Below are 18,510 nucleotides of genomic sequence, written 5' to 3' on the forward strand. Positions count from 1 at the left end.
TTATTCGCAGGTGCTCTAACGGAACACAGAGACGTTATTCGCTCATTTCCCGGAAATTTCCCGGTTTAACGGAAACCAGAGACCTTATTTGGCATAAACTCATCCGTTTATGGTCTCTTTCGAGCAAATAGCGTCTCCTCGTTCCGTTAGAAGGAGGAACCGTGCTCTCCAGAGCAAATAAGGTCTCTCAGTTCCGTTACACATTAGCCAATTTGGGTCAGCGCCCCGGCAAGCCAACATCGTCGGAAGAAGCCAGGAGCTGCTTCCAGCAAACAAAGGCGTTACTCCGCCCTCAGCTCCAGGATCGCGTCGCGCAGCTCAGCAGCGCGTTCGAATTGCAGATTCTTCGCCGCTTCCTTCATCTCGGCCTCGAGACGGCCGATCATCGCTTCGCGGTCGCGTTTGGACATCTTGCCTTTCGCATCGGCCAGGTAATCGGCTTTGCTCTCCGCCACCTTGGTGGCCTCGATCACGTCGCGCACCTTCTTGCGGATCGTCTGCGGCGTGATGCCGTGCTTTTCGTTGTACGCGATCTGGATACTGCGCCGACGCTCGGTTTCCTTGATCGCCCGGTCCATTGACTCCGTGATCGAATCGCCGTACATCAGCACTCGGCCGTCCGCATTCCGCGCGGCCCGCCCGATCGTCTGGATCAGCGAGCGTTCCGAACGGAGGAACCCTTCCTTATCGGCGTCCAAAATCGCCACCAGCGACACCTCCGGCAAATCCAGGCCTTCCCGCAGCAGGTTAATCCCGATCAGCACATGGAACGTACCTAGCCGCAGGTCCCGCAAAATGCTCATCCGCTCCAGCGTTTTGATATCGGAGTGAAGATACCTGACTTTGATTCCAACCTCCTTGAGGTAATCGGTCAAGTCTTCCGCCATCTTCTTGGTCAGCGTCGTCACCAGCACGCGTTCGTCTTTGGCGATGCGGTCGCGGATTTCCCCGATCAGATCGTCAATCTGCCCTTTCGTCGGTCGCACCTCGATAATCGGGTCCAGCAGGCCCGTCGGACGAATGATCTGCTGCACCATCGTGTTGCAGTGCTCCATCTCGTAAGGCCCCGGCGTCGCCGAAACATAAATCAACTGCGTCGCTTTCTCCTCAAACTCTTCAAACCGCAGCGGACGGTTATCCAGCGCCGACGGCAGGCGGAACCCGTGATCTACCAGCACGTTCTTACGTGCCTGGTCACCGTTGTACATCGCCCGGATCTGCGGCAGCGTGACGTGGGATTCGTCGATGACGATCAACATATCATCCGGAAAATAATCCATCAACGTATACGGCGTCGCCCCGCGCTCACGGAAGGTTAACGGTCCCGAGTAGTTCTCGATCCCGGAGCAGAAGCCGACCTCTTTCATCATTTCGATGTCGTACCGCGTCCGCTGCTCCAGCCGTTGGGCTTCCAGCAGCTTGCCTTGCGCGCGGAATTCCGCCAGCCGCTCTTCCAGTTCGCGTTCGATGTTCGTGATGGCGATCTTCATCGTTTCTTCCTGGGTGACGAAGTGAGACGCCGGAAAAATCGCCACATGCTCGCGTTCGCCGATCAATTCGCCGGTCAGCACGTCGATCTCCGTAATCCGCTCGATCTCGTCGCCGAAAAACTCCACCCGAATCGCCTGCTCGCCACGCGAAGCCGGGAAGATCTCCAACACATCGCCGCGGACCCGAAACGTGCCGCGCACGAAATTCAAATCGTTCCGTTGATATTGGATATCCACCAGCCGACTCAAAATCTGATTGCGCGGCTTCTCCATCCCTACCCGCAGCGACAGCACCAAATTGCGGTACTCCATCGGCGAACCGAGGCCGTAAATGCACGACACGCTCGCCACGATGATGACGTCCCGCCGCTCGAACAGCGCGCTCGTCGCAGAGTGCCGCAGTTTATCGATTTCTTCATTAATGCTGGAATCTTTCTCGATGTAGGTGTCGGAGGAAGGAATGTAAGCTTCCGGCTGGTAGTAGTCGTAGTAACTAACGAAGTAGTCAACCGAGTTATTGGGGAAAAACTCGCGAAATTCGCTGGCCAGCTGCGCCGCCAGCGTCTTGTTATGCGCGATGACGAGGGTGGGCCGTCCAAGCTTCGCTATCGTATGCGCGATCGTAAACGTTTTGCCCGTTCCTGTAGCCCCGAGCAACGTCTGGTGTTTTTTTCCGGCTAGCACGCCCTCTACCAGTTGTCGCACCGCCTCCGGCTGGTCTCCTTGTGGCGTATATTCGGAAATCAGCTCGAATTTATTGTCGCTAAACACGATTTCACTCATTGTCCAACATCACCCTATCGTCTAAAATGGAATACTAGAGGCGTCTCCGGTATTCGTTCTATCTATGCATGAGATGGTTGCCTCAACTTGTTCGGTTCCCTGATATAAACTAGGATCGTCATGATTCCGATGAATAAACCAAGCTTACCCCTTAAGGACCTTCCTAAATTTATCAAAATAGGAATGGGTGTTCCCATGTATTATACCTTTTTCATCTTATAGATGCAAACGGTAATCGAGAATAGGAGTTGTACACAATCCATGGATATTGCAACGCTGATAGGCATCATTGTTGGACTAGCTGCCCTGGTTGGCGGATTTATGCTGGAAGGCGGTCAGTTGGGCGGTTTACTGCAGATTACCGCCGCTTTAATCGTGTTTGGCGGTACTTTTGCCGCGGTGTTGATCAGCTTTCCCGTTGCCAAGCTTCGTACGGTGCCGAAGGCGCTGGCATTGGCGTTCATGACCAAATCCCAGGCGCAGGACGACGTGATCGAGGATATCGTGGGCATGTCGTCGATTTCCCGCCGCGAAGGCGTATTGGCTTTGGAGAAAAAGGCCGCCGAACACCAGGATCCTTTTTTGCGTGAGGGGATTCAACTGGTGGTGGACGGTACGGAACGCGCGATGGTGCGGCAGATCATGGAGCTGGAAATCGATGCGGTCGCGAAAAAATATGACGGCTACGCCAAAATCTTCGAATCGGCCGGCGGGTACGCCCCGACGATGGGGATTATCGGCACGGTGATGGGGCTCATCCACGTGCTCGGCAGCTTATCCGAACCGACGGCGCTCGGTCCTTCGATCGCGCTTGCTTTTACGGCGACGTTGTACGGGGTGGCTAGCGCCAACCTGATCTTTCTTCCGATCGCCTCCAAGATCAAATCGCGCTGCGATGACGAGATTGACCGGATGGATATGATGCTCGAGGGGATTTTGTCGATCCAGAACGGGGACCATCCGTTGCTCGTGCGGCGTAAGCTGGAGTCTTTTACCGCGGAAACCACGCGGCTTCTGCCGGAGATCGAGCCGGAGAACCCGGCCGGGTTCGGAAGCGGCTCCCGCATTCGCGGCTCCGAGGAGAATGAGTTATGAGACCGTCCAGCAAACCGGGCAAGAACGCTGAACTGGACCGTATGCCCCGGGAATCCCGCAGACGCGGGAGACGTACGGAGCGAAACGATACGAAGGACCGCTGGATGATCACCTATGCGGATTTGATTACGTTGTTGTTGATTTTTTTCGTGATGATGTATGCCATGAGCCGGCTGGACGTGGAAAAATATGAAGTGGTGACCTCTTCCCTGCAGCAGACGTTCAAAGGCGGGGATTCCATTCTGGAGCTGGGCAGCGGCATTACGGGGACGGAGAGCCGTTACAGCCACAAGAATCCGCCGGCTTCGGCCGATCGCGGCAGCAAGCAAGGCGAAGGTCAAGGAACGACAGGCCAAGCCGACAGCACCGGACAAGCGCCGTTGACGGAGCGAGAGCTCGCTTTTCGCAAGCAGGAGGAGGAGCTCGCCAACTTGATGAAGCTGATTGAGGGTTACATCAAGGACAATTCGCTTGAGGATCAAATCCGCGTGGCCGACTTGCCCAAAGGCATCTCGATCACGTTAAGCGACCGGTTTCTGTTCGATACCGGGAAAGCCGACCTGAAAAGCGACTCGGCCAAGACGCTAGCCAAGCTGGCCAGCTTGTTCCGTCAGCTCGATACGGTGATCAGCATTGAAGGCCATACCGACAGCCTGCCGATCGTGTACGCCTCGGAGTTCAAGGACAACTGGGAGCTGTCGGGGGCGAGAGCGCTGTCGGTGTTGCGGTTTTTCGTCGACAAGGAGAAGCTGGATCCGCAGCATTTCCAATACGCCGGTTACGCCGACACCCGCCCCGCCGCCGACAACGACACAACCGAAGGCCGCCAAAAGAACCGCCGGGTGGAGATCACGGTATTGCGGCAGTTGCAGCAGTAGGGGGGGGGGGCGAGAGGTCGCTTGAGTGTCCGCGCCGATGTCCGGGCCCTTTTTCCGGTGTGCCTAACTCTAACGGACCACAAAGACGCTATTTGCTAATTCCCGGCCTATTTCCCCGGTTAACGGACCGGAGAGGCCTTATTGGCTAGCCAATCGGCGCCAACGATCGAATTTGCAGCATATAACGCCTCTGGAGTCCGTTAAAATTGATGACTGGTAACTACGGATAAAATAAGGACAACTCGGTCCGTTAGCGATCCTCAATGAGTTGAAACCCGCGAGAACCCCATTGCCAGAATGTGATAAACACGATAAACTATGCTCAAATAGGCCGTGAAGCACACGCCGTCTTGATCCTTCGCCCCTTTGTGGGTGGAATGGTATCGGGGCGGCGTTTTTGTTTTCGCAAATGAAGGAGGGTTGGGCTGAGATGAATTTTGATCAAGCTTTTGATGCGTGGATGGCACGTCAAATGGAGGAGGAGAAGAACCCTAGACGATTGGAGCTCCTCAAAAAGGGATTGGGACATGGCACGATGGAATTTATGCGATTCGTCTGGTTCCCTGCCGTTGGACAATTCGATCACTTATATCCGGAATGGGAAGTACGGGACTTCAACAATGGTTACCGATATTTGGATCTCGCTTATCTCCCGGGATCCGAATCGGCTAAAGGAGGTATTGAAATTCAAGGATACGGGCCCCATGCAAGGGATTTGGACGTTCGACGTTTCAAGGACTTATGTTGGCGTCAGAGTTTATTGGCGTTAGATGGTTGGACGATACTCCCTATCGCTTACTTGTCTATCGTAGAGGAGCCGAAGCAATGTCAGCAACTGGTGTTGTCTTTTATCGGTAAATTCATGACCACTGCGGTACATCCTGACTTAAATTGGCTAGAGGCGGAAACGGTACGTTATGCGACGCGGCTGCTGCGGCCTTTTAGTCCACTTGAGCTGTCGAAGCATTTGCGGATTACGGACCGTCACGCCAGACGTATATTGCATGGGTTAGCTCATAAGCAAGAATTATCTGTTGCCAGCGGAAAGAGCCGTTATCGGACTTATCGTCTTGTGCGTTGAGGGGCATTCGTACTTCTAACTTAGAAACTTTAACGGACCCCAGGGACCTTATTTGCTATTTCCCACACGATATCCTGTTCTAACGGACTGAGGAGGCCTTATTACAGGTAATCTGGGAGGGTTCGTCCGGAATCTAGTCAAATAAGAGCATCTGAGTCCGTTAAATCCTCATAGCTGCGTATCCCAAGTAAATAGCGGCATCTGGGTCCGTTAGCCAAGCAAAAGCCCGCCTGGGAGATGGAATACCTCCCAGGCGGGCTTTGTTGTCCGCGCTGCGCCCGGCCGGTGCCCCCGGCCCGCGCGCGCGGCCTACGCCTCGGCGGCCGGCCCGTCGGCCGCCGCCGGCGCACCGCCGCCCGCCCGCGCATCGCGCTGCGGCGCGGGCGTGGCGCCCCGAGCGCCGCGCGCCGCGCGGGCGCTCACGCGCGGGCGCAGCAGCTGCAGCAGCGACAGCGGCTGCAGCCTTACCGCCGCCGGCGCCAGCTCATCCGGCGCGAGGATCGCGCCGAGCTGGTGGTGATCGCCGGCGTAGATGGCGCGCTGGAGGAATTTGCTCTCGCCCGCGAGATTCAGCACCTCCAGCTTGCAAAAAGCCGGGTTGATCCGCAGCGCCGCATGCAGATCCTCCTTGGTGGGCACCGGCACCCCGTTGACCTTCACGATCGACTCGCCGGCCCGGATGCCGAGCTCTTCCGCCGGGCTGCCCGGCAGCACGGCCAGCACCTTCAGTCCCCCCTGCGGATGGACAAACAGCGGGCTGCGCTGCTGCTCCTCGTAGCGGCTCAGCCAGATCAGCGCTTCGTGCAGCACGAACGCCGCGAGCGCGGCCACCGGCAGGAGTGGACTCCACCAGGCCGTCAGCAATGCCAGCACGGTGATGACCGCGCCGTAGCCCAGTAGCCGGCCCGACGAGATCCGGGCTTTCTCCTTCGGCAGCAGCCCCATCGTCATCTCCGAGAACCCGAGCACGATCGGCAGCGCCATCAGGCTGAAGCCGCCCTGCCATGCGTCCCCGCCGAACAAAGGCGTCCAAGGCAACACCCCGCCGGCAGTCTGCGCCGGTACAAGCAGGAACAACGGTACCGGCCACAAGCCCTGCATTTGGTACCCGCCGATCAGCCTGCCCCGTTTGCCTTCAAAAAACAACGGACCGGCAAAAGAAGCCCCCTGCCACCGTACCAGCAGGCCTTCGGCCACATGCAGCAACCCGACCAGGCAGAGCAGCGCCGGAATGTCCAATTCTCGGACGATGCGCACGATGTCGCTCAGCAAGCCGCTGCCCGCAAATTCCGGGAACAAGTTCAACCCGAACTGGATCACGCCAAGCAAGCCCACGGCATAAGCCAAGCATAAATAGCGGATGCGGAACAGCATCAGCACCAACGTAACCGCCCAAAGGCAGAGAATCCCCTCCATCGTCAGATTCATTCCAAGGAATACGAAGACGACGGAAACCGTCAGCCCCGCCAGCAAGCCGCCAAGAGCGGTACGCCAGGTCTGCAAGCCCCAGCTGTGCAGGCGAACATGAAACAGGCGGCGCTCCAGCACCACCTGCCTGCGATAAATCAGCAGGACGACGATGATCGAAAAATAGTAGAACGGCTGCAACAATAGCTGCGCCCCTGCTTCCGCCAGACTCCACAATCCTTCCAGAATGAGATCCAAGAGGTACTCACGCTCCTTTATCGGTGTAAGTTAAACCTTGCTCTATGAAAATGATGAATGGTTAGCTTATAGACTTCCGCCAATCAGAAAAAAAGAGGGCCGGATTTCAGCCCTCTAAGGGTTTCGACATCTACGAGGCGATTTCCTTCCGTACGATCTCCAGCGCGCGATTTAACTGCGCGTCGTTTTTCGGATCGCGGATGTGTTGGATCACGCTGTTCTCCAAGGCCTCGGCGGTTTTCGCGTCCAGTACGCCATTCGCCGTAAGCTTCTGGTCGACCTGGAACTTCTTCAGCGCCTTCTCGGTATTTTTATCGAAGTAACCGTCCTTCCGGCCCGGATCGTATCCGAGTCCGTCCAGCATCGTTTGGGCGCTTTTGATATCCTCGCCGAGCATATCGTACTTGTAGGTTTTTTCCTTATTGATCGGGGCTACCGTAAAATAGTCCGGCTGGGACACCGCAATGTCCGGCTTGATCCCCTTCTTATGAATCCATTCGCCGTTTGGCGTCAGCCATTTGGCAATGGTGATTTTCAGCAGGCTGCCGTCGCCCATCTCCTGGCTGAAGCTTGTTTGTACCGTGCCTTTGCCGTACGTAGCTTCGCCTACCAGCTTCGCCCCCGCAGACTCCTGCAAAGCTCCGGCTAAGATCTCCGAGGCGCTCGCGCTGCCCTTATTCGTGACCACGACGATCGGATAGGATTTGCCGGTTCCTTTGGAAACCGACTGCTGCCGGCGTTTGTACTTATCTTCGATCTGAACAATGGCTTTGCCCTTCGGCACGAACATCTCTGCCATCGTCTCGACCACGTCCAGCACCCCGCCCGGATTGTTGCGCACGTCGATGACCAGACCTTTCATGCCTTGTTTCTCCAAGGCATCCAGTTCTTTTTTGAAACGATCGGCCGTATTTAAGGAAAACTCGGTCACCTCGATGACCCCAACTTTACCTTCCTTCATCTCGGCATACACGGTTTCCAGCGCGATGTCCGCACGGACAATTTCAAATTCCAGCGTGCTGGCGGATCCGGCCCGTTTCACTTTGACTTTTGCCGTCGTGCCTTTAGGACCGCGGATTTTGGCTACCGCCTCGTTTAGGCTTAGGCCTTCAAACGATTCACCGTTCACCGACAACAGGATATCCTTTGGCTGAATGCCGGCTTTTTCGGCAGGAGAGCCCTTGATCGGAGAGACAACGACCACATTGCCGTTCTCCATGGACACTTCCGCCCCGATTCCGGTAAAAGAACCCTCGATCTGCTCCGAAAATTGCTGCGCCGTATCGGGCGCCATATAGGAGGAAAACGGATCCTCCAACGCATTCATCATTCCATCAATCGCGCCATCAATCAATTTGTTCGTATCCACGTCTTCGACGTAGTTTTTCTGGACGAGCTGCAGCGCCGTCTCGATTTTTTTGATGTCTTGCTTTGAGCCGGTGCCGGCCGTGTCGGCAAAATTTCCGCTGCGCAGCGGTCCCGTACCGGCAAAGCTCCATTCCCCCGTCAGCGTTAACGTCAGCAAGCTGCTGACCAGCATGGCTGCGATAACGAGCAGGGTTACCGTACGACCTTTATACATCCTAGATCACCGCCTCTGAATGATGAACGTGCCCGGGAATGTTGCCCGGCCCGTCCGAATTTGAACGTCCCATAGTATATGTCCCGCCCATGAGAAATATTTACAATTAAAGGTTGTTTTCAAATCGGCTTCTTAGTACGAAGCACTTTCAAGCAGCTTAATCGACGTCGAATCTTGAATTCAGCCGAGCCTTCCGTTGCTCACGTAGCCTACGACTACGCTCCGCTACTCCGTCTCTAGCTTCATCCAACCTTCTCGGTACTAAAAACCCCATTTGAAAACTTTCATCCGAACTAGGTTGTTTTAAAATCGGCTTCTTAGTACGAAGCACTTTCAAGCAGCGTAATCGACGTCGAATCTTGAATTCAGCCGAGCCAAAGCGGATGCTTCCGAAGCATGTTTCCTACGGAAACATTTCAGCTGCTCACGTAGCCTACGACTACGCTCCGTTGCTCCGTCTCTAGCTTCACCCAACCTTCTCGGTGCGAACAACCTCAAACGGGGAAAACGGACCCGGCCCCAAAGGGCGGTATCCGTTTTCGCTCGAACACTATAGCTATTTTATTACAAATACGGCATCGGGTCTACCGGGTTCCCGTTAATCCGGACCTCGAAATGGCAGTGCGGGCCCGTTGAGTTGCCGGTGCTTCCCACTTCGGCGATTTTTTCGCCTTTTTTGACTTGCTGGCCTTTTTCCACCTTAATCCCGCCGTTGCGGATATGACCGTAGAGCGTCCATACGTTGTCGCCGTGGTCGATGATCACCGTATTGCCGTAACCGCTCCACCATTCCGCGACGATGACCACGCCGTCTTCCGCTGCATGGATGTCCGTGCCTTGAGGGGCCGCAAAATCCACCCCGGTATGCTTCTTCTTCACGCCGGTAATCGGATGGATCCGCGTACCGTAACCGGAGGAGACTCGTGCGCCGTCCACCGGCAACCCGAACGAACCGCCGTTTCCTTTGAATCCGCCCGATCCGTTGGAACTCTTTTTATACTTGTAAACTTGAGCGGCTTTCAGCTTGTTCTTCTCTTGCTCCAACGCCGCCCGTTTCGTTGCCAGCTCGATCAGGAGCGCTTCCTGTTCCTCGCTGATGTCCTCGGATTGCTCGATGTCGTCGTTATATTTTGCGATCAGCTGCTGTTTCTCGTTCTCTTTGGCTTCCAAGTCGCTTTTGCGAGCCTCAGCATCCGCATACAGCTGCTTCACTTTCGCATAATCCTGCTCCAGCTGTTGTTGCTGCTGCACGATCAGTTCCTTGTCCCGTTTATGCTCATCCAATAGGACATGGTCCTGGTTGGCGATCGCCTGCAAGGAGTCCGCCCGCTCCAGGAAGTCGGTAAAGCTGGTGGAGGAAAGCAATACGTCCAAATAGGATACGACGCCATCCGTATACATCAACCGGACACGGGTATCAAGCAAATGGGAGCGCTCCTCGATCCGTGCCTGGGTCTCGTCCAATTTTTCCGCGGTCGTGCGCAAGTCCTGCTCGGTTTTATCGATATTGATCGAAATCTGGGTCAACTCGTTGCTAACAACCTCAATCTGTCCCATCAATTGTTTAAGGTAATTGGTGTTCTTATTGACGTAATGCTGTGCTTCCTGCTTCTGGTTAGCGGCTTTCTCCTGTTGCCGTTTGGCCTGCTTGGCCTGCTCCTGAAGCTGCTTCAGCTCTTTGTCGATCTGGCTGATGGTTTTCGTTTTGGCGAAGCCTTCGGTAGGTTGGAAGATCAAAGCGGCTATTGCGACAATGGTGATCGTGGTTACCCATTTCTTCAACTTCGTTTCCCCATCCTTCATATAAGGTAGTTAAAAATACGGCTTTTGATCGCGATGCTATTTCTAAGGAGTATCTCGACGTCGAATCTTGAATTCAGCCAGTCGCTCCGTTGCTCACGTAGCTTCCAGCTACGCTCCGCTACTCACTCCCTAGCTTCATCCAACCTTCTTGGCGCTGAAAAGCCGAATTTTTAACCTCATTAATTTTTCTCAAGCTCGGCTTTTGATCGCGATGCTATTTCTAAGGAGTATCTCGACGTCGAATCTTGAATTCAGCCAGTCGCTCCGTTGCTCACGTAGCTTCCAGCTACGCTCCGCTACTCCCTCCCTAGCTTCATCCAACCTTCTTGGCGCTGAAAAGCCGGATTTTTAACCTCATCAAATTTTCCTAAGCTCGGCTTTTGATCGCGATGCTATTTCTAAGGAGTATCTCGACGTCGAATCTTGAATTCACCCAGTCGCTCCGTTGCTCACGTAGCTTCCAGCTACGCTCTGCTACTCCCTCCCTAGCTTCATCCAACCTTCTTGGCGCTGAAAAGCCGGATTTTTAACCTCATCAAATTTTCCTTAGCTCGGCTTTTGATCGCGATGCTATTTCTAAGGAGTATCTCGACGTCGAATCTTGAATTCACCCGGTCGCTCCGTTGCTCACGTAGCTTCCAGCTACGCTCTGCTACACCTTCAAAAACTTCCGGATCGACATCGTGCTTCCCCAAACCCCGATCAAAAGGCCCAAGCCGATGAGCAATCCGCCCAATTCCATGCCGACCTCGCTTAACGGAACCAACTGAAGGGCCAGCGTAACGTCGGCTTTCACCGAGGACACCAGCTGGTTGTAACTGAAGAACAACACGCCTACGGTAATGACGGAACCGATGAAGCCAATCAGCGCGCCTTCCACGAAAAACGGCCAGCGAATGAAGGTGTTCGTCGCGCCGACCAGCTTCATGATGCCGATCTCGCGGCGACGGGCCAAGATCGTCACCCGGATTGTATTGGATATGAGGAACATCGCCATCAGACCCAGGCCGGCCACAAAAGCGAATCCGATATTGCGGATCGCCCGGGTGATTTTGAACAATTTTTCCACCGTGCCTTGTCCGTAATTGACCTTATAGATCGGCTTCTCTTGGTATTTCTCGTTCAGCGCGGTAATCTTGCTGGCCACGTAAGGCGCGGTCGTCGGCTCGATCACCTGAACCTCGAACGTGTCGGGAATCGGGTTTGTGGTCTCGTCGTATCCCTCCAGCAGGTCCTTGCCTTCCTCGCCCAGCTTCTCCCGGAAATCCTTCAAGCCTTCGGCCTTGGGGATCAACGTGACTTTGCTGACCTCTTCCATCGATCCGATTTCGTTATAAATCTGGTCGCGTACGGCTTCGGTCACATCCGAGTTCAAATAAGCCTTGATCTGTACCTGGCTGTCCGCCTCATCGGCAAACGAATTGACGTTCAGCACAAGCAAGGTGAACACGCCTAAGATCAGCAGCGAGACGATGATCGAGGTCACGGACGCTACCGACATCCAGCCGTTGCGGAACACGCTTTTCGCGCCTTCCCGCAAATGCCGCACGAAGGTGCTAATAGTCATAACCGTATTCCCCTCTCAGCTGGTCTCGCACGATGTTGCCGTGTTCGATGGCGATGACGCGTTTGCGCATGGTATTAACGATCTCTTTGTTGTGGGTAGCCATAACGATGGTGGTGCCGCGGAAATTGATCTCATCCAGCAGCTGCATGATCCCCCAGGAGGTCTCGGGATCGAGGTTCCCCGTGGGTTCGTCGGCAATGATGACGGACGGATTATTGACGATCGCCCGGGCGATCGCCACCCGTTGCTGCTCACCGCCGGAAAGTTGGGAAGGATCGCGATTGGCTTTATTTTTCAGCCCGACGAGGTCGAGCACTTCAGTCACGCGTTTCTTGATGATCTTCTTGGGGGCTTCGATAACCTCCAAAGCAAAGGCAACGTTCTCGTAAGCCGTCAGCTTCGGAAGCAGCCGAAAATCCTGGAAAATAACCCCGATATTTCGGCGCACATAGGGGATTTTGCGAGGTTTGAGTTTGCCAATGTTAAAACCGTTGACGGAAATCTGCCCTTTCGTGGGCACTTCCTCCCGGTAAATTAGTTTCATGAACGTTGATTTCCCTGCGCCGGAGGGACCAACCAAATACACGAATTCATTACGGTCGATTTTGACCGAAACGCCTCTGAGGGCGTGGGTTCCATTCGGATACGTCTTCCAGACATCCTGCATTTCTATCACTTGATCACGTCCTAAATCTATGATTCCGGTTCTATAGATGGCCCTATTTTACATTCGACACGTTCCTGCCAAATCCTTTAAAACCTGAGTAATTTCCTTCAAGTCCGATTTTTATTGTAACAAAGATGTTACCTCTTGAGTACCCGAAAGTTTCCGGCAGTTTGATCATACATATGATTGTACAAGGTTCTCTTCTATTAAAAATAAGGTCTTCACAATAAAGGAGACGGCGATGAAAAAGAAACATTTGGCAGCGTTCCTCCTCTGTGTCGGGCTCCTCGGCACGGCGTTTTGGGGAGCATTAGCTTTATATGTCTCGCAGGACACCTTGCCTCCGGGTACACTCGTGGCCGGATTGGAGCTGGGCCGGCGCCACCGCGACGAAGCCTTGCAACTGCTCGACCAGGAGATCGCCGCGTTAAACCGGAAGCAAGTGGTGTTTACGGTGGACGGCAACGTGAAAACCATGACCTGGACAGAAGCCGGGGTCACGTTTGATGCGGAGCATTTTCGGGAGGAGGTACGTCGACTGGGGGAAGGGACATTATGGGAACGGGTGCAGGCTAGGAGGAATTTTGATAAACAGTGGATGCTCACTATCACCTTTGATCCACGAAAGCTGCAGGCGGTATTCACTCCTGAATGGGAAAAATCCCTGTTTGGCTCCCCGGTCAACGCCGTGCGGACGATTACGGCCGACGATCAGATTCGCTACTTGCCGGGCACTGCAGTGCAGCGGATCGACTGGGATCGCTTGTTGGAGACGGTGCCGAAGCAGCTAGGAGAGGAAGTGCGCCGGCTGGAGAAAAATTCATGGCATGAACCGATCCCGACACCGGCGGCGTTGTCGTTGCCGTTATCGAAGCAGCTTCCAACCTTGCGGTTTACCGTGCCGCTGAAGACTGTACAACCCAAGATCACCGTGGATCTCCTCAAAAAAGAAGGCATCCGCCGCAAAATCGTACAATTTTCCACGAGCCTGCGGACGAGCGGAACCGGGCGTGTGCATAACGTCGACTCGGCGGCGCGCAGCATCGACGGGAGGGTGCTGGCTCCCGGGGAGATTTTCGATTACAGCGAAGCGATCGAATATGCGGAGAAGACGTTTGGCTTCCAGGAGGCGCCCGTTATTTTTGGGGGCAAGCTGGTGCCCGGAGTTGGCGGCGGCATTTGCCAGGTGTCGAGCACGCTCTACAATGCGGCGGTCCGTGCCGGGCTGTCGATCGTGGAGCGTCGCAATCACTCGCTGCCGGTCAGTTACTTGCCCAAGGGACAAGATGCCACGTTCGCCAAGGGCTACATTAATTTTCGCTTCAAAAACACCTCCGGCCACCATCTTCTCATCCGCGCCGAGGTGAAAAACCGCCAGCTCACCGTGAAACTGTTCGGTGATATGCCGGAAAATGTCAGCTACTCGCTTGAATCCCGAACGGCGGAGATCCTCCCTCCGCCAAACAAATATGTAGCGAACGTCTCGCTCCCTGCCGGGAGCCGTCAGGTGCTGGTGCGCGGGAAGCAGGGGTATGTCGTCGAAACGTATCGCATCAAGAAGGTGGATGGCCGAACGGTCGAGCGCGCGCTGATTTCCAAGGACACGTATCCGGCGCAACCGACGGTGATCGCCGTGCGCGATACCAAGGGCGGCGCGGCTAGTGGCGGGAGTGGCGGAGGCAATGGTGCCGACGGATCAGGTGGCGGTAGCTCCAACAATAGCAATAGGATCGGACACCCGGAGGGCGCGCCGTCGGAGCGTCCACCCAAACAAATTTTGGAGGATGGCGTAACGGGTCCGAATTTTCGGTGAGATTCGGGGGGGGGGGTGGCGCTGCTCCCCTAATCCACTTGTCGCGCGCCCGTGATAACGGTAAAATATCACCCTATTTTGTCGTTCTCGCGAAATTTGCACCAAATAGCATTAATAAATAACGCTATTCCACTGATTTTCAGCAAAATCTTGGGCTAGATAAGGTAATAGCGACATTTTATCACTTTATTTCCCCGGAAATTGTCTTTCCAACTCAAATAGAGACAAAAAATCACTCTATTGTCCTAATTAGCCGACGATCTTCCTCCCTCGTTCATCCAATAGGTAGGTTCGAACACGTTCTGACCCGCTCGCTGGTTGAATCCACTGTTTGTCCGCCAGGTGGTGGAGCCACTTTCTGGCGGTCTGATTCTTCATCCCTAAACTACGAGAAACATCAGAAGGCGTGATCGGTTTGTCGGCACGTAGAAACAAGCGAAGAATTTCCCTTTCGATGAAATGTACCGCATCGATGTTTTCCCCCTCTCCCAACCACCTCCCCATAAACTGCTGCAACGTTTGTTGGCAGTAGCGCGGATTGTCGTTGACGTCATCATAGGTAAAGCGCAGCACCTTCCAGCCGTCCAGGATCAAGTCGTTTTGCCGCCGACATTGATCCGAGAAACGATCGCGGCTGATTTTGCGCAGATGCGGGCCGTATCCGTCGATTTCGATCGCTAACCGCAATCCGGAGCGAAGATAAGCAAAGTCGAGATAGCGGAATCCGTCTTTAAAATCGGTCACCTCATATTCGGGGTGAAGCTCCCGAAAATGTCCGAAGGCGGGCCACCATACTTTTTCGACAAAGGCCTTCTCCGCGTGTCCGTGCCCTTCCTTCAGTCTTCGTTCCCTCTCCCCTTGCCGACGTTCCAAATGATCACTAAGCCACTTCGTATGTGTTTCTCGAAACCCCATTCCATCAACCTCCTCCACTGGAACTAGAAAAAATAAAACGCCCTTCATTGACGGACTAGACATTCTTCATCCGACAACAAAAGGCGTGTGCTTCACGGCCCGTATATTCATTTATTTATGATTCTACCATAAGCCTGGGAAATTGTCCTACCCCCACTCAAGGGTTAACAACCGGTACATTCCAGCCGATCCCTACGCCTCGCCCGAAGTTGCCGCACGATGTAAACTTGAAGTATACTGGACTGCGTCTGAGAGATCATCGCTCACTGCAATGTATGCTATAAATTCACTGCATAAAATAATCCGCCGGATCTCCAAACTATGGTAACAAGCTTCGGCTAATTTCGGCTAATCGGCCATGGTTACCGGATTGAATCGTCCAATGATAAGGAGGCTTCCTCACCCATGAATAAATCGATCGCCCCTGCCTTGAACACTACCCGCGGCGCCTCCGTCTGGCTGTTGGTCACCGCGGTTCTCCTGACCGCCGCCGCCTTGCGGTCGCCCATCACCGGGGTAGGCGCCATCATCGGCGAAATCGAGGCGTCTACAGGCCTGTCGCACACGATGTCGGGCATGCTGACGACGCTGCCGCTGATCGCCTTCGCAGTGTTCGCGTTGGCTGCGCCAGGCTTGTCCACAAGGCTCGGCATGGAGCGGACGTTGTTCTGCAGCATGCTCCTGATGACAGGAGGCATCCTCGTCCGCGCGCTGCCGTCGGTAGCCGCCCTCTTTGCCGGCACCGCGCTGATCGGCATCGGCATCGCCGTCTGCAATGTGCTGCTGCCCGGGCTGATCAAACGCGACTTTCCGCAGCAAGTCGGGCTGATGACCAGCCTGTTCACCACCTGCCTGACGTTCTGGGCCGCGATCTCCTCCGGGATCAGCGTTCCGCTGTCTCAAGGGCCGCTGGGGTGGCGCGGCGCATTGACCATCTGGGCAGTGTTGACGGCCATCGGCACCCTCGTCTGGCTGCCGCTGCTTTCGCGGTGTACCGCCGACTCCGGCAGCAAAGACCTGGACGCGACCGCCACTAACCGCTCTAGCAGCCTAACGGCGGCGGCACCCGCCGCCCCAACCGGCCGCCAACCCGGCCAAGGCGAGGCGAATCGCCCGTCCCGCGGCATTTGGCGCTCCCGCGTCGCTTGGCTGGTGACGATCTTTATGGGCTTCCAATCGATCCTGTTTTACATTAGCATTTCGTGGCTGCCGGACATCCTGCAGGAACGCGGGATGAGCGCGGAACAGGCCGGCTGGATGCTGTCGCTCATGCAGCTGATCAGCATGGCCGGCTCGTTCCTGATGCCGCTGCTCGCGGCGCGGTCCGACAGCCAGAAATGGCTGACCGCCGCCACCGCTGCCTTATGCGTCATCGGCTTCGGCGGCATCTGGGCCGGACCGGTCTCGTTGGCCGCCCTCTTCATCCTCTTGCTCGGGGTCGGCTCCGGTTCGACCTTCGGCTTAGCGATCGTCTTCTTCTCGCTGCGCTCGCGAACGACGGAACAGGCCAACGCCCTGTCCGGCATGGCGCAATCGGTCGGTTACGTGCTCGCCGCGTTCGGGCCGACACTGTTCGGCTATCTCCACGACCTCAGCGGCAGTTGGGACACCCCGCTCGCCGTGATCACCGGGGTCTCTGTATTAACCGCCCTGTTCGGCTACGCCGCTGGCCGCAAAGGATTTGTCGACGCGCGGTAGACTCGGTGACGGACCGATGCTCCGCCGCAGCTCCGAAATGTTGCACCTTCTGCAACATTCCATACCCGCACCTCAACGCCAAGCACTCTTACGCAAAAAAGCTGCCCCAAGGATCCTTCACAGAACCCGCGGGACAGCTTTTTTAACGATAAAACCTTAGCTTGTTGGCTGTTCGCCCAGCTGCGGCTGTTGCTGCAGCGTCGGCTTATGCTTGAAGATCGGAACCAGAATCATCGCGCCCAGCAGCATGATGATGCCGGATACGGCGTAAATGCCGACGAGCGGGAAGATCGTTTTCAGCACGCCGGACAACGACATCATGATGACCATCATGCCCATGAACATCGGGCTGAGTACGCCGTTGACGCGGCCCACATAGGATTGCTCCGTCCATTGCAAGATCATCGTATTGATCCCGATCTGAATGCAAGGGAACGTTAATCCGTTCAGGAACTGCAGAACCAAGGTCAGCGGTACGCTGGTTGACAACCCCATGCCCACGATACAGACGGCGCTAATCGCCATCCCGAAGGCAAGCAGGACTTGGGGGGGAACTTTTTTGGCCAAGCCCATAATTGCACCGCCGCCAATCAACATCGCTACACCGTTCACCGCCAGCAAAAATTGCAGGAATTCTTTAGGCTGACCTAACCGTTCGGTCACGACGAACAAACCCAGCGTCTGAATGATCCCGACGGAGAAGCCGGCGATCGCAAACGTGGCGCCCAGCACCTTCAACACCGGGCTATGCCAAACATAACGGAAGCCGTCGGCCAATTCCTTGCGGATATTGCCGGCATGCTCCTGTTTCGTCTCTTGCTCCTCATCCGCCGGAAGCCGGAACAGCACGACGGCGGAGATCAGGAAAGCCACGCCCATGACGCCGATCGACACATAGATCCCAAATTGGTGGTACGAGAAAATCCCCAAGGACGGACCGATGACCATAAAGATGGCCACCAGCGATTGGAACAACGCCATCCCCTGCTGTACCTTCTCCGGATGAACATGTTGCTTGAACAGCTTCATAACCGATGGTTGCGAGAACTGCGACAGAATCGCCGAGATAAAGGTCGCGAAATAGACCGCTTCCCACGAACCGTACAACAAAGTCAGCAGCACGGCGAACACCGAAACGGCGGAAAGGAAGTCGCACCAAATCATCGTCCGCTTCGGCTTCCACCGGTCGGCGAATGCCCCGCCGATGAAGGAGAACACGAAGATCGGCGCAAACTCCACGACCGAAATCAGCGAGATAGCCAGCGGATCGTTGTTGGTTTGGTCCGTTACGAACATCAGAATCGCAAAGTTGCGGACCCAAATCCCGATCTGCAAGAACAGATTGGAGATCAGGATCGTCTGGTAGAACCGGTTCCGGAACAAGCTCCCGGAAGCGGGCAAAGCCTGTGAATCATTCCTATTCATATCAACACCTCATTACCTCATAACTTGCTAGGATGAACTATAGATTAT

Annotated in this window: 13 protein-coding genes; 5 read left to right on the top strand and 8 right to left on the bottom strand. The window is 55.2% G+C overall.

Annotated features, from left to right (window positions below; translation table 11 throughout):
• Positions 1-281: 281 nt before the first annotated feature.
• Positions 282-2,273 (bottom strand): excinuclease ABC subunit UvrB, encoded by a 1,992-nt coding sequence (uvrB, locus tag MJ257_RS10080; RefSeq protein WP_240269132.1) that lies wholly within the window; start codon positions 2,271-2,273, stop codon positions 282-284.
• 261 nt (positions 2,274-2,534) lie between these two features.
• Between uvrB and MJ257_RS10085 the strand changes: the two genes are divergently transcribed.
• The 3 genes from MJ257_RS10085 (at position 2,535) to MJ257_RS10095 (ending at position 5,327) form a co-directional block, all read left to right on the top strand.
• On the top strand, positions 2,535-3,368 hold the full coding sequence (locus MJ257_RS10085; RefSeq protein WP_240269133.1) for a flagellar motor protein: 834 nt from the start codon (positions 2,535-2,537) through the stop codon (positions 3,366-3,368).
• A gap of 41 nt (positions 3,369-3,409) precedes the next feature.
• Positions 3,410-4,246: an OmpA/MotB family protein gene (locus tag MJ257_RS10090; protein WP_240269193.1), complete on the top strand. Its 837-nt coding sequence runs from the start codon at positions 3,410-3,412 to the stop codon at positions 4,244-4,246.
• A 430-nt stretch (positions 4,247-4,676) separates the two neighbouring features.
• On the top strand, positions 4,677-5,327 hold the full coding sequence (locus MJ257_RS10095; protein ID WP_240269134.1) for a transcriptional regulator: 651 nt from the start codon (positions 4,677-4,679) through the stop codon (positions 5,325-5,327).
• Between the two features lie 309 nt (positions 5,328-5,636).
• On the opposite strand, the gene MJ257_RS10100 is transcribed toward MJ257_RS10095, so the two are convergent.
• The 5 genes from MJ257_RS10100 to ftsE form a co-directional block, all read right to left on the bottom strand.
• The gene (locus MJ257_RS10100; RefSeq protein WP_240269135.1) at positions 5,637-6,992 is read right to left on the bottom strand and encodes a PDZ domain-containing protein; all 1,356 of its coding nucleotides are present in this window, start codon (positions 6,990-6,992) and stop codon (positions 5,637-5,639) included.
• 130 nt (positions 6,993-7,122) lie between these two features.
• Positions 7,123-8,574, bottom strand: coding sequence for a S41 family peptidase (locus tag MJ257_RS10105; RefSeq protein WP_240269136.1), 1,452 nt, complete (start codon positions 8,572-8,574; stop codon positions 7,123-7,125).
• A gap of 564 nt (positions 8,575-9,138) precedes the next feature.
• The gene (locus MJ257_RS10110; RefSeq protein ID WP_372489768.1) at positions 9,139-10,356 is read right to left on the bottom strand and encodes a murein hydrolase activator EnvC family protein; all 1,218 of its coding nucleotides are present in this window, start codon (positions 10,354-10,356) and stop codon (positions 9,139-9,141) included.
• 673 nt (positions 10,357-11,029) lie between these two features.
• Positions 11,030-11,944 carry a permease-like cell division protein FtsX gene (gene ftsX / locus MJ257_RS10115; RefSeq protein WP_240269138.1) on the bottom strand — a complete coding sequence of 305 codons (915 nt, stop codon included), beginning with the start codon at positions 11,942-11,944 and terminating at the stop codon, positions 11,030-11,032.
• Positions 11,934-12,620 carry a cell division ATP-binding protein FtsE gene (gene ftsE, locus MJ257_RS10120; protein WP_240269139.1) on the bottom strand — a complete coding sequence of 229 codons (687 nt, stop codon included), beginning with the start codon at positions 12,618-12,620 and terminating at the stop codon, positions 11,934-11,936. Before ftsE ends, ftsX begins: the two co-directional genes overlap by 11 nt.
• A 232-nt stretch (positions 12,621-12,852) precedes the next feature.
• Between ftsE and MJ257_RS10125 the strand changes: the two genes are divergently transcribed.
• Positions 12,853-14,424 (top strand): VanW family protein, encoded by a 1,572-nt coding sequence (locus MJ257_RS10125; RefSeq protein WP_240269140.1) that lies wholly within the window; start codon positions 12,853-12,855, stop codon positions 14,422-14,424.
• 249 nt (positions 14,425-14,673) lie between these two features.
• Here MJ257_RS10125 and MJ257_RS10130 read toward each other — a convergent pair whose 3' ends face one another.
• Complete coding sequence (locus MJ257_RS10130) at positions 14,674-15,339, bottom strand: putative endonuclease domain-containing protein (protein ID WP_240269141.1); 666 nt, start codon at positions 15,337-15,339, stop codon at positions 14,674-14,676.
• Between the two features lie 405 nt (positions 15,340-15,744).
• On the opposite strand from MJ257_RS10130, the gene MJ257_RS10135 reads away from it, so the two are divergent.
• On the top strand, positions 15,745-17,037 hold the full coding sequence (locus tag MJ257_RS10135; RefSeq protein ID WP_240269142.1) for a CynX/NimT family MFS transporter: 1,293 nt from the start codon (positions 15,745-15,747) through the stop codon (positions 17,035-17,037).
• Between the two features lie 156 nt (positions 17,038-17,193).
• Here MJ257_RS10135 and MJ257_RS10140 read toward each other — a convergent pair whose 3' ends face one another.
• On the bottom strand, positions 17,194-18,462 hold the full coding sequence (locus MJ257_RS10140; RefSeq protein WP_240269143.1) for an MFS transporter: 1,269 nt from the start codon (positions 18,460-18,462) through the stop codon (positions 17,194-17,196).
• Positions 18,463-18,510 lie beyond the last annotated feature (48 nt).

This window comes from Paenibacillus timonensis, assembly GCF_022427145.1.
In the GTDB taxonomy this organism is placed as follows: Bacteria; Bacillota; Bacilli; order Paenibacillales; family Paenibacillaceae; genus Fontibacillus; species Fontibacillus timonensis.

Excerpts from the sequence above, each read along its gene's own strand:
- uvrB (WP_240269132.1), bottom strand. The coding sequence starts at position 2,273 with ATGAGTGAAATCGTGTTTAGCGACAATAAATTCGAGCTGATTTCCGAA.
- MJ257_RS10085 (WP_240269133.1), top strand. The coding sequence starts at position 2,535 with ATGGATATTGCAACGCTGATAGGCATCATTGTTGGACTAGCTGCCCTG.
- MJ257_RS10090 (WP_240269193.1), top strand. The coding sequence starts at position 3,410 with ATGCCCCGGGAATCCCGCAGACGCGGGAGACGTACGGAGCGAAACGAT.
- MJ257_RS10095 (WP_240269134.1), top strand. The coding sequence starts at position 4,677 with ATGAATTTTGATCAAGCTTTTGATGCGTGGATGGCACGTCAAATGGAG.
- MJ257_RS10105 (WP_240269136.1), bottom strand. The coding sequence starts at position 8,574 with ATGTATAAAGGTCGTACGGTAACCCTGCTCGTTATCGCAGCCATGCTG.
- ftsX (WP_240269138.1), bottom strand. The coding sequence starts at position 11,944 with ATGACTATTAGCACCTTCGTGCGGCATTTGCGGGAAGGCGCGAAAAGC.
- MJ257_RS10125 (WP_240269140.1), top strand. The coding sequence starts at position 12,853 with ATGAAAAAGAAACATTTGGCAGCGTTCCTCCTCTGTGTCGGGCTCCTC.
- MJ257_RS10130 (WP_240269141.1), bottom strand. The coding sequence starts at position 15,339 with ATGGGGTTTCGAGAAACACATACGAAGTGGCTTAGTGATCATTTGGAA.
- MJ257_RS10135 (WP_240269142.1), top strand. The coding sequence starts at position 15,745 with ATGAATAAATCGATCGCCCCTGCCTTGAACACTACCCGCGGCGCCTCC.
- MJ257_RS10140 (WP_240269143.1), bottom strand. The coding sequence starts at position 18,462 with ATGAATAGGAATGATTCACAGGCTTTGCCCGCTTCCGGGAGCTTGTTC.